This window comes from Paraburkholderia edwinii (assembly GCF_019428685.1).
Lineage (GTDB): Bacteria > Pseudomonadota > Gammaproteobacteria > Burkholderiales > Burkholderiaceae > Paraburkholderia > Paraburkholderia edwinii.
Genome location: NZ_CP080095.1, coordinates 2,138,432 through 2,150,317 on the forward strand (window position 1 = coordinate 2,138,432; position 11,886 = coordinate 2,150,317).

An 11,886-nucleotide genomic window follows, 5' to 3' on the forward strand; every position below is an offset into this window, starting at 1 on the left:
CTTTGCCGACAGACCGGCGAGTGAAACGTCTACCTATTCAGGAATCGAAAATGTTGAATAGCGAACAGAGTGAAGCAATCGCCCGCACCCTCGACGAACGTTCGCGTGCGTGTCTTGCCAGCGAACTGCCGCCGTCGCAGACGCTCGCGCTCGCGCCCGTCGTGCTCGCGGGCGGCTCGGGCACACGGTTGTGGCCGATGTCGCGCGCGAACTGCCCGAAGCAGTTGCTCGACATCGTCGGTCCCGACTCGCTGCTGCAGACCACGGTGCGGCGCATGTCGAACTTCCCCGCCGAGCGCAAGGTGGCCGGCGCGCCGATCATCATGTGTGGCGAAGAGCACGGTTTTGTCGCGATCGAACAGTTGCACGCGAACGGTGTCGACGCCCGGCTCGTGGTCGAGCCCGCGCGCCGCGACACGGCGCCGGCGCTGACGCTCGCGGCAGTGGTCGCATCGGCGCACGGCGAGGACGTGATTCTCGTCGCGATGCCGGCCGATCATTCGATCGCCGATGTCGGCGCGTTCCAGCGCGCGATTCTCGCTGCCGCCTGCCACGCGGAAGGCGGTGCGATCGTCACGCTCGGCGTGCCGCCGACGCGCCCGGATACCGGCTTCGGCTACATCAAGATCGGCGCCGCGCTGCAGGACGGCGCGCGTCATATCGAGTGCTTCGTCGAAAAGCCCGCGCAGGAGCTGGCGGCGCAATACCTGGCGAGCGGCCAGTACTGGTGGAACAGCGGCATTTTCGTGGTGCGCGCGTCGATCTGGCTCGAAGCAGTCAAGCGCCTGCAGCCGGCGATGCACGACGCCTGCGTCGCGTCGTTCGCGGAGAGTCGCAACGACGGCGTATTCCTGCGCCCGGGCGCCGTGCAGTTCGAACAGAGCCCATCCGATTCGATCGACTACGCCGTGATGGAGCACCTGGGCACCGACGAACTGCCGTGCCAGGGCGTCGTCGTGCCGCTCGAGGCGGGCTGGTCCGATCTCGGCTCGTGGGACGCCGTCTGGGATGCGCACGCGAAGGACGCCGACGGCAACGTCGCGCGCGGGCGCGTGATGTTCGAAGGCGCGACCGCGAGCTACGCGCATTCGGAAGGGCGCCTCGTCGCATGCGTCGGTACGACCAATATCGTGGTCGTCGAAACCGCGGACGCGGTGCTCGTTGCGGACCGTTCGCGCGTGCAGGACGTCAAGGGACTGGTCGCGCGGATCAAGGCCGAGCAGGCGCCCGAAGCCGATCAGCACCGCAAGGTGCGCCGGCCGTGGGGCTTCTTCGATTCGATCGACCGCGGCGAGCGTTTTCAGGTCAAGCGCATCGTCGTGCAGCCGGGCGCGCGCCTGTCGCTGCAACTGCACCATCATCGCGCCGAGCACTGGATCGTCGTGCGCGGCACCGCGCGCGTGACACGCGGTGAAGAGCAGTTTCTGCTCGGCGAAAACGAGTCGACCTTCATTCCTCTCGGTGTGCAACATCGCCTCGAGAACCCCGGCAAGCTGCCGCTCGAAGTCATCGAGGTGCAATCGGGCGCCTACCTCGGCGAGGACGATATCGTGCGTTTCGAGGACAAATACGGAAGGGGATGATGCCGCGACGGCGCGCCGCGAGGCGCGCCACTTGCGCGAAGCTTTTCGCTCAGTCAGGTTCCCGGCCTGCCCGCAGGCGTGATTCCCGTCCTGCCCACAGGCGTGATTTCCAGGAGAATCACGTGGTCGGGCACATCGACGCTCAGCTGGCTCACGTCGCGATGGTTCTCGAACGGCGTCGCCGAAACGAGCGGATCGTACAGGTCGACATGGGCCGCTTTCGTAGCGAAGTCGATGCCGATGCGCGCGGGCGGGCTCGTCACCGGCTTGCCGATCGCCCGGTCCCAGATCGGCGTTTCATTCCATAGCGCCAGCACGAAGCGGCCGTCTTTCTTCTGCAGCAACAGACTGTTCGCCGATACCGGCATGTCCGATAGCGTATAAGCGAGCGTGCCGCGCGCCGCCGCTGCGTTTGCGCGGCGCGTCTTGCCCGCATTCAGGATCGTCGTGAGATTGCGAATGGCGTGGGCAACCGGCTTGGGGCTGTTGTCGTTACGAAAGAGCCCGAAGTGCATTCCATTGTCCTTGTTCTGCGGGTCGGCTTTTTGGTCGAGCAGTTCGTAGACGTAAGTCCGCTTCACGCCGGCCGCCGCTGCATCCATATAGCCGTTCAGAACGCCTTTGGCCTGCGTGGCCTCGTCGACGCCGATCATGTACCAGCCCGACTGCGGTATCGAGAAGTAGCCGAATTCGGTGATGACCATCGGCAACTGGTATTTCTTGACGGCATCGATGGCTGCCCCCATCCACCTGTCGCCGTTCGAGTTATAGGTCGGTTGTTCACCGTTTTGCGGGTAGACATGCTGGTTCGCGTAATTGGCCGAGCCCGCGCGCGACGCGACTTTTTTCGTTTCAAAGCCGGTGAGGTCGTAGACGGGTACGCCCGCAAGCGACGGCGCGGCGCGCACGCGTGCGTAGATATCGCGCTGCTGGGCAAGTCCTGCAGCGGCGCCCGTGAGGCCCTGGTAAGAAACCGGCCAGTTGTCGATTTCGTTGGAGCCTTCGACGGCCGCGACACTGCCCGGCACGGCGGCGTTCAAGCGCGCGGCCGCCCCGACCGACCAGATAAAGTCCGGGTTCGTCAGCACGTCGAATTTGATGCCGAGCTGCGCGAGAAATACATAGGTTGAAAACGGCGGCTTGTCGCCGGGCGGATAGTCGCGCACGTGATGAATGCCGAGCCACTTCAGATCGTTGTAGACGTTGCGCACATCGGCGTAAGCGGTATCCATGTAGGTGAGGTGGATGCCGACACCGAGCGTGTCGATAAAAGCGGCGGCCGGCATCGCGCGCACGGCGTCGCTCGCGTGCGCTGTCGATGCGCTGGCGAGCGCGCATAGCAGAATAGTGGTGGTGACGACGGGATGCTTCACAGCGTAGTCCTCGCGTGGGAAAGCTGCCGGGTCCGCGCGACCTGCTTCATGCCGGCATCTCGATGGCGGCCCCTCCGTGCGAGGGACATTCACAAACCATTCTGACGTGTGGTGGCACCGCCCGTGTGTGCGTCGGCGAACGGTTCGGCATTCCGCGGAAGATTAAATTCCGCTTGCGGCACATTTCGCGTTTGCAAGTTCAAACGTCTCCAGCCATCGATACGTGCGGCAGGAAGATACGGAATCCTCTTCATCAAATTGCTGACTGAAAGTCAGTTCATCCGCGAAAGACAAGGGTGAAAGACAAGGTCTTATGTGCGCGAGCGCGCACAACTCAGCGTTTCTTCATGTCCTGCCATGCCGCCCGCGCGCGGCACACATCGCGAGTCGGCGACGACCACTGATTGTTGGTGGGATTGCGCACGGATTCGCCGTTGCTCAAACCTTAATGTGTTGCCATGGCTTATCGGGGCGGGCGGTGCGAACGCGTGGATCTCCCGGGGCAGAGTGATCCGTATGTTCGCTTCCGCTAGACGACCGTTCCAGAGCACGAACGTCTGACGGACACGACACGCACTGAGGTAGGGGACATGTCTGAGTACACGCAACGTACGGTCGATATTGTGCTGATCGTGCTGGGCGCCGTTTGCGGCGCACACCTTAACCTGAACTTCGCAATGATGGGTGGGGCACCTCACCCCGATCCCACTTTGGTGGCGTTCTGTGCGGCGCTTGCCTTATCGGTGTTTCCCGCTTGCGGAACCTACGGGACGCGCGGCGGCAGCAGATCGATTTTCAGTGTGGCGGGCCGCACGGCGTTCGCCTGGCTCGCGGTGCAGCTCTGTGGGCTCGTGCTGCTTTACGCGATACATCGCGATCATTTGCTGCCGTTGCCCTGGTTTATTTACTGGACGCTGACCACCGGTATTTCGCTGCTGCTGTCGCACACGCTGTTCTTTTCGGAATTCAGCGTGCTGCGTGTGACGCGCGCGTGGTGGAACCGCGAGCCGCTCGAAGTCACGGCGCGCAGCAGCGCGGTGCGCAGCGCGGTCGTCGGACATGCATTGAAGCGCGTCTTCGACATGATTGCGGCGGCATGCGCAATCGTTTTGCTCGCTCCGGTCTTCTTCGGGATCGCGATGGTGGTCAAGCGCGACGGCGGTCCGGCGATATACGGACACACGCGCGTGGGCCGCAACGGCAAGAAATTTCGTTGTCTGAAGTTTCGCTCGATGGTCGTGAATTCGGAGCAGGTGCTCAAGGACCTGCTTGCGCACGACCCTGAGGCGCGCGCCGAATGGGAGCGCGAATTCAAGCTCAAGAACGATGTGCGCGTGACGCGCATCGGCCACTTCCTGCGGCGCTCGAGTCTCGATGAATTACCGCAGATCTGGAACGTCCTGCGCGGCGAGATGAGCTTTGTGGGGCCGCGTCCGATCATCGATCAGGAGCTCGAACGCTACGGTGAGGCGAGCAAGTACTACCTGATGGCGACGCCCGGCATTACGGGCCTCTGGCAAGTGAGCGGGCGCAGCGATGTCGACTACGCGACACGCGTCTCGCTCGATGTTTCGTATGTCATGAACTGGACGTTCCGTAAAGACATCGGGATTCTGTTCAAGACGGTTTCTGTAGTGATTCGCCGTAGCGGTGCCTATTGAGGCAAAAGCGGACGCCAAAGCGGAGCGGTAATGCGCGCACACCAGGTCAGGTATCCGGGCCACACGGCATGACCCGGAACCTGTGTATCGAATTTTGGGGGGTATTGCGATGGGACTCAATGCGATGGAATCGATCGATGCGTGTACGCGTAGCGTGCAGCGTTCCGGCGTGACGCGCACGCTGCGCCGCGGCGCAGCGTGCGCCGCCCTGGCGGCGCTCGCGGCGCTGTCCGGCTGCGCGATGGCGCCGGGCATGACGTACGGCGGTCCAGGGTCGAATTCCGCTACCAGCGCGGGCGCCGCCGCGGCGGGCAACGCGGCCGCGGCCACGGCGGCGGGTGCGGGTGCGGCGGGCGCGGCATCGGGCGCCGCCGTGCCTGACAGCGTGGTGACGAAGAGCATTCCCGGCGCGGCAAACGCGCAGCTCGTCGAAATCACGAGCGAGCTGGTGCAAAAGGAACTCGCCGCACGACCCAAAGGCGTTTCCGCCGACGTGCAGAAGCTGTTTGCCAAGGCCGCGCCGTACCAGATCGGGCCCGGCGATATTCTCAGCATCGTCGTCTGGGATCACCCCGAGCTCAACCTGCCTACCTCGAACACCGGCAACGACAGCCCGGCGGGAGACAGGTCCGTTTCTCCAGGCTACACCGTCGATACCGACGGCTTCATTCAGTATGCCTATATTGGTCCGATGAAGGTCGAAGGCATGTCGGAGATGGGGGTGCGCGATGCGCTCTCCGAAAAGCTCGCGCGCTATGTGCGCAAGCCGCAGGTCACGGTGCGCATCCAGACGTACCGCAGCAAGCGCGTGTACGTGGATGGCGAGGTCAAGACACCGGGCGTCGAAGTCCTCAACGACAGGCCGATGACGCTGCCCGAGGCGATCAACCGGGCAGGCGGCTTCACGAGCCTGGCCGACCGTTCGCGCGTCGACGTGACGCGTGGCGATACGACGGTGGCGGTGGACATGCCGGAGATGATCCGCAAGGGCTTTAACCCCGATCGCATCGTGTTGCGCGACGGCGACCTCGTGCGTGTTTATGCGGCGGCGGACAGCAAGGTCTTCGTGGTCGGCGAAGTCGAGCGACCCGGCGGTATCGTGTTCAACAACGGCCATATGTCGCTGAACCAGGCGCTCGGCAACGCGGGCGGGATTGCCCAGGCGTCGGCCGATGCGTCGCAGGTCTACGTCGTGCGCGGACAGGACAGCAACAATCCGGTCGTGTTCCACCTGGACGCAAGCAATGCCTCCGCGATGGCCATGGCCGATTCGTTTGCACTCCAGCCCAACGATGTCGTGTTCGTCGATACGTCCACGCTCGTGAAGTGGAGCCGCGTGATTTCCCTGATTTTGCCGACTACCCAAGCCGCGGCCGCGAGCCGTGCGGCCGGCTATTGAAGCTCGCATGAACGGAAGCTACGACACTCAGCGCGCACGCCAACTGGAGAACAAGATGAATCAGCGCGAATATCTGCTGGAAGGGCCCGTCGAGACGGTTATGCCGATCGCGCCTGACGGCGGACATATGGGCAATCTGCTCGACACGCTGTACTCGGGCCGCAAGACGATCCTGATCGTCGCAGCGGTCTGTACGCTGCTGGGCGGCTTGTACGCGCTGCTGGCGCCCCCGGTGTTCCAATCGGACATCCTGATTCAGGTGGAGGAGAACCCGAATCCCGCCAAGACGGCGCTGTCCGATATCTCCGCGCAATTCGCGATCAAGACGGGCGCGACGGCGGAAATCGAGGTGCTGCGTTCGCGGCTCGTCGTCTCGTCGGCCGTGGATGCGACGAAGCTCTACATCCACGCGACGCCGCGCTATTTCCCCGTGGTGGGTCGCTGGGCTTCGCAGCATCTGAACCTGGACGGCTGGAGCGGATGGGGCGGCTATGCATGGGGCGAAGAAGCGATCGACGTGTCGCAGTTCGACGTGCCGCCGCAACTGCTCGGCAAGCCGTTCGTCCTGACCTACCGTGGCAACGGCGCCTACTCGCTCGAGTACCGCGGCCTCACGTTCGAGGGCCATGTGGGCGAGAAGCTCCACGCTCCGGTCGCGGACGGCTCGATCGACCTGCTTGTGAACCGGATCGAAGGGCGGCCGGGCACGGACTTCGATATGTCGCGCAGTTCCGAACTGACGGCCATCAAGGCGTTGCAGACGGCGCTCTCGATTTCGGAAAAGGGTAAGGAATCTGACGTGATCGGCGTCGTGCTCGACGGCGAAGATCCGGTGCTGACCGCCACCATCCTGAATGCGATCGGCACCGAGTATCTGCGGCAGAACGCGAAGCGCACGCAGGAGGAAGCGGAAAAGTCGATCGCCTTTCTCGACCAGCAACTGCCGCAGTTGAAGGCGCAACTCGAGAAGGCCGAGAACGAGTACAACACGTTCCGCTCCGAGCATGGGGCCGTGAACCTTGGCGCCGAAGCGACGGCGCTGCTGCAGAGTTCAGCCATCGCGCAGCAGCGTATCGCCGATCTGCGTCAGCAGCGCGCCATGTTGATGGCCCGCTTCACCGAGGACAACCCGGCGCTCGTCGCTGTAAACGGGCAGGTTGCCGAAGCCGAGAAGTCGCTCAAGGAGCTCGCGGGACAGACGCGCGCGCTGCCGCCGCTCGAACAGCACCTCGTGCGTTTGCAGCGCGAAGTGACCGTCGATACGAATATCTACACGAATCTGCTGAATAGCCGCGAACAGATGCGGCTGCTCAAAGCCGGCCGTGTGTCGAATGTGCGCATGATCGACGCGGCGGTGCCGGGGGAAAGCCCGGTACGGCCCAAGCGCGCAGTGCTGATGGTCGCGGCGTTCTTCACCGGATTCTTTATCGGCGCCGGCATCGTGCTGCTGCGTCATAGGCTCAATCGCGGCGTGTCGGTGGTCGACGAGATCGAAGTCGGCACGGGTCTCGCGGTTTTCGCGGCTGTGCCGCGCAGCCGCATCCAGCATTCGCTGACGCGCCGCGTGCCGCGTGGCGCGCCGGGCACGAACATGGTGCTTGCGCATCGGGCCGTATTCGATCCGGCGGTCGAGAGCCTGCGCAGCTTCCGCAGTGCGCTCGAACATTCGCTCGAAGATGCGGCCAATCGCGTCGTGCTGCTGGCAGGGCCGACGCCGATGGTGGGCAAGTCGTTCGTGTCGGTCAATCTGGCGGCCGTGTTCGGCGCATCGGGCAAGCGTGTGCTGCTGATCGACGCCGATTTGCGGCGCGGCTCGCTGAACCAGCACATGGGAGTGCCGAGTACGCCCGGCGTCACGAACCTCTTCGAACTGAACCAGGATTACGACCGGGTGGTGTACCGCGAGGTGATGCCGGGCGTCGACTTTGTCGCGACGGGCGGCTATGTGACCAATGCGAGCGAACTGCTGCGCGAAGGCAGTTTCAGGGATTTCGTGACGTGGGCCAACGAGAATTACGACCTCGTGCTGATCGACGCGCCGCCGGTTTTGCCGGTAGCGGACGCCGGCATCATCGGGAAACTGGCGGGGACGGTGTTTGTGATCGCACGCCAGGGCGCCACGAGCGTATCCGATCTGCGTGAGTCGGTGCGCCGCTTTGAACAGGTCGGCGTGCCGATTCGCGGCGTTATTTTCAACGATACTGTGTCGCGCCCCGGGCGCTATGGCGACGCATACGCCGCTTATGGTTATGCGAGCTACGGCGTAGTCAAGGAAGGGGGACGAGCCGCTGCCGACTAGGCAATCACCATTACCCGGATCGCTGCTGCAGCGATCCGGCAAAGCGTACATACGGAAACCGTAAGCATCGCCAGGGAAGTTGTCTGGTTGGGTTTTGGTCTCACAAGCGCACAGCAGTGACAACGGGTTCCGACCTTGCCGGAACGCGATTGTTCTCTCTGTTAAAACACTATGCGCGCGGAGAAAATCCATGCCAACCCATGACAAAGCACATACTCAATGGAGCACTGACGATCCACTTGCCGAGTGCCGAAGTGAGCTTCACAAGAAGGCGTTCGGGGCGCATCACCCGCTCGCCGGTCATCCGGAATTTTCGATCGATGCGCTGGAAGAGGCCGCCATGGAAGCATCCAGACGCGACGGCGACCTCTATGTCGATGCCGGCGATTTCAGTTTCGCGGACAAATGGGGAACCACGCCGAAGCCCGACATGACGATCCACGAGATTTTCGACCGCATCGAAACCGCGGGCGCGTGGCTCGTGATGAAACATCTCGAGACCAACCGGGCTTATAAGGCGCTGCTCGACGAATTCGTGACATTCCTGATCGGGATTGCGGGCCCCGACGGCGCCAGGCTTCTCAGTAACGCCGAAATGATCGTGCTCGTCACATCGCCACGGCGCAAGTCGGCGTTTCATTTCGACGCCGAAGTTAACTTTCTCGCGCAGGTTCAGGGATCGAAGGACATCTGGATATGCGATCCGATGGACCGCAGCGTGACCACCGAGGAAGAGATCGAGCGGTACTACTCGGTCTCGAACAACGCGGGCACCTACAAGCCCCACGCCGAGACGGTCGCGCGGCGTTTCACGCTGTGTCCCGGCGATGCGGTGCATATCCCAACGCATGCGTCCCACTGGGTGCAAAACCACGACAGCGTTTCCGTCTCGGTTAGCCTCAACATGGAGTTCCCGCGGCGTTTTGCCGATACTTATCGCGCTAACTATTATCTGCGCAGGTTTGGAATCAGGCCGCGACCGCCGGGCGAATCGAAAGTTGTCGACTGTTCGAAAGCGGCGGCGATCAACGGCCTGCGGCACGTGAAGTCGCTGGTGAAGCGATAGGGCTCAAGCCGGATGCGGTCGCGCAGATCGACGTGGCTATGGGCGACGGCGAACATTCTTCGAGGTGAAGACGGGTCACACTGCAAGACATGTGAACTGCATTGCCTCGCATGCCGATTCCATTCGTGCGGTTGCGGTGACTTCGCGCACGAATGGCGTCCGGCCGCGAGCGATGCCTCGGACTTCGTCGATGAAACATGCTTCCAACCTGCTGATCAATGGCCGCTTTCTGGGTCGCCGTGCGACGGGTGTCGATCGCTTCGCGTTCGAGACGCTTCGCGCGCTCGATCAGTTAGTCGAACTGGGCGATCCGCTTGTCGCCGGTCTAAGGACTGAAATCGTCGTGCCTCAGGCGCTGGCCTGTATGTCCAACCCGTTCCGGCACATCAGGCTGCGGGCGAGCGGCAAGGGCGGCGGCCTGCGCTGGGAACAACTCGAGTTGCCTCAGGCCGCGAGCGGCCACTTGTTGCTGAACCTTTGCAATTCAGGGCCGCTACTGCATCGCCGCCAGGTGACGGTGCTGCACGACGCCGCGCCTACGCGCGTGCCCGACAGCTACAGCCGCTCGTTTGTCGCATGGTATCGCCTGATGGCGCCGCGCATCGGCCGCGTCTCGAAACGCGTGATTACCGTGTCGGAATTTTCGCGGCGCGAACTCAGCGACGCTTACCGGATTCCGGCCGGCAAGATCGGCGTTGTGCCGGAGAGCGGCGAGCATATGTTGCGCGTGCAACAGGATGAAGGCGCGGTGGCGCAGACGCTGCACGGGCGTCCCTACGTGCTCGCGGTGGGAAGTCTCAACCGGCACAAGAATTTTCGTCTCGTGGCCGAGGCCGCGCACCTGATTTGCGACGCGCAATTCGATATCGTGGTGGTGGGCGGTGGCGATGCGCGCGTCTACGGAACGGGCCAGGAGGCATTGCCCGCATTCGTGAAGCACCTCGGCTATGTCAGCGACGGCGAACTCGCCGCGCTGTACCGGCGCGCGGCCTGTTTCGTTTATCCGTCGCGTTACGAGGGTTTCGGATTGCCGCCGGTCGAGGCGCTGGCACTCGGCTGCCCGGTCATTGCGTCGAGGCTGCCCTCTGTGCAGGAAGCGTGCGGCGATGCCGTGCTCTACACGTCGCCCGACGATCCCGCCGAGCTGGCGCGCCTGCTCGAACAGATTACCGGCGACGCCGCGTTGCGCGCGAGCCTGCGCGAGCGGGGACGCGCGCGTACCGCGGAACTGACGTGGCGCGCGACGGCAGTCAAGCTGATCGAGGAGATCTCGCCGTGGCTAATGTAACGCTTGCCGCCGCTGTCGCGAACGACGCCAGTCGCTTCGGCCGGGTCGCCGTCGTGCACGACTGGCTCGCGGCGTATGCGGGCTCCGAAAAGGTCGTGGAACAGATTCTTCAACTGTTTCCGCAGGCGGATCTTTACAGCATCGTCGATTTCTTTCCGGAGTCGCTGCGCGGCGCACTGGGCGGAAAGCATGCTCATACGTCGTTCATTCAACATCTGCCGTGGGCGCGCCGGTCGTTTCGCCACTATCTTCCGCTGATGCCGCTGGCGATCGAGCAATTCGATCTGTCCGCCTATGATCTCGTGATTTCGTCGAGCCATGCGGTGGCCAAAGGCGTGCTGACCGGTCCGCATCAGGTGCATGTGAGCTACGTGCATTCGCCGATCCGCTACGCGTGGGATCTGCAGCATCAATATCTGGCCGAAGCGGGCATGCAGCACGGCATAAAAAGCTGGATCGTGCGCCTGCTGCTGCATTACATGCGCATCTGGGACCAGCGTACCGCGCATGGCGTGGATGCACTGGTCGCCAATTCGGCCTTTATCGCAAGGCGCATCCGCAAGGCCTATGGCAGCGAAGCCGCTGTGATCCATCCGCCGGTCGATGTCGAGCGGTTCGAACTCGGCACGCAGCATGAAGACTTCTATCTGATTGCGTCGCGCATGGTGCCTTACAAGCGGATTCCGCTGATCGTCGAGGCCTTTGCGGCGATGCCGTCGCGGCGTCTCGTCGTGATCGGCGACGGTCCCGACTTCGCGCGCGCCAAAGCATGCGCGACGCCGAACGTGACCCTTCTCGGCTATCAGCCCGATTCGGTGCTGATCGACTACATGCAACGCGCGCGCGCATTCGTGTTCGCCGCGGAGGAAGACTTCGGCATTTCAGTGGTGGAGGCGCAGGCGTGCGGTGCGCCGGTCATCGCTTACGGACGGGGCGGCGTGCGCGAGATTGTCGTCGATTCGGCCGATCCCGAGCGTGGCACGGGGCTTTTCTTCGGTGAGCAGACAGTCGCATCCATCGTCGATGCGTTGGAGCGTTTCGAAGAGCGGCCGCCGATTCGCGGCGAAGTGTGCCGGCGCAATGCGCTGCGTTTTTCGGCGGAACGCTTCAGGCAGGAATTTCTCGCCGTCGTGGAGCGCGCGATGGCGGCGGATAAAGAGGTTGCCGATACGCCGCCTGCGGTTCTTTACCGGCGCTCGGCGTGAGACTGCATATGA

General features: G+C 63.3%; 8 protein-coding genes. 7 read left to right on the forward strand and 1 reads right to left on the reverse strand.

Annotated elements, in window-relative coordinates; genetic code table 11:
* Positions 1-50: 50 nt before the first annotated feature.
* The gene (locus KZJ38_RS09535; protein WP_219799812.1) at positions 51-1,583 is read left to right on the forward strand and encodes a mannose-1-phosphate guanylyltransferase/mannose-6-phosphate isomerase; all 1,533 of its coding nucleotides are present in this window, start codon (positions 51-53) and stop codon (positions 1,581-1,583) included.
* A 53-nt stretch (positions 1,584-1,636) separates the two neighbouring features.
* Here the strand turns inward: KZJ38_RS09535 and KZJ38_RS09540 are convergent, their stop codons facing one another.
* Positions 1,637-2,956 carry a glycoside hydrolase 5 family protein gene (locus KZJ38_RS09540; protein WP_246641698.1) on the reverse strand — a complete coding sequence of 440 codons (1,320 nt, stop codon included), beginning with the start codon at positions 2,954-2,956 and terminating at the stop codon, positions 1,637-1,639.
* A 590-nt stretch (positions 2,957-3,546) separates the two neighbouring features.
* Here KZJ38_RS09540 and KZJ38_RS09545 point away from each other — a divergent pair.
* The 6 genes from KZJ38_RS09545 (at position 3,547) to KZJ38_RS09570 (ending at position 11,874) form a co-directional block, all read left to right on the forward strand.
* A complete protein-coding gene (locus KZJ38_RS09545) occupies positions 3,547-4,617 on the forward strand; it encodes a sugar transferase (RefSeq protein ID WP_219799813.1) in 1,071 nt (356 codons plus the stop codon).
* Positions 4,618-4,741: 124 nt separating this feature from the next.
* A complete protein-coding gene (locus KZJ38_RS09550; RefSeq protein WP_246641699.1) occupies positions 4,742-6,016 on the forward strand; it encodes a polysaccharide biosynthesis/export family protein in 1,275 nt (424 codons plus the stop codon).
* Positions 6,017-6,071: 55 nt separating this feature from the next.
* Positions 6,072-8,315: a GNVR domain-containing protein gene (locus KZJ38_RS09555; RefSeq protein WP_219799815.1), complete on the forward strand. Its 2,244-nt coding sequence runs from the start codon at positions 6,072-6,074 to the stop codon at positions 8,313-8,315.
* Between the two features lie 94 nt (positions 8,316-8,409).
* Positions 8,410-9,381, forward strand: a complete 972-nt coding sequence (locus KZJ38_RS09560) for a cupin-like domain-containing protein (protein WP_219799816.1) — start codon at positions 8,410-8,412, stop codon at positions 9,379-9,381.
* Positions 9,382-9,571: 190 nt separating this feature from the next.
* Positions 9,572-10,669, forward strand: a complete 1,098-nt coding sequence (locus tag KZJ38_RS09565; RefSeq protein ID WP_219799817.1) for a glycosyltransferase family 4 protein — start codon at positions 9,572-9,574, stop codon at positions 10,667-10,669.
* Positions 10,657-11,874 carry a glycosyltransferase family 4 protein gene (locus KZJ38_RS09570; protein ID WP_219799818.1) on the forward strand — a complete coding sequence of 406 codons (1,218 nt, stop codon included), beginning with the start codon at positions 10,657-10,659 and terminating at the stop codon, positions 11,872-11,874. Before KZJ38_RS09565 ends, KZJ38_RS09570 begins: the two co-directional genes overlap by 13 nt.
* The last annotated feature ends 12 nt before the right edge of the window (positions 11,875-11,886 follow it).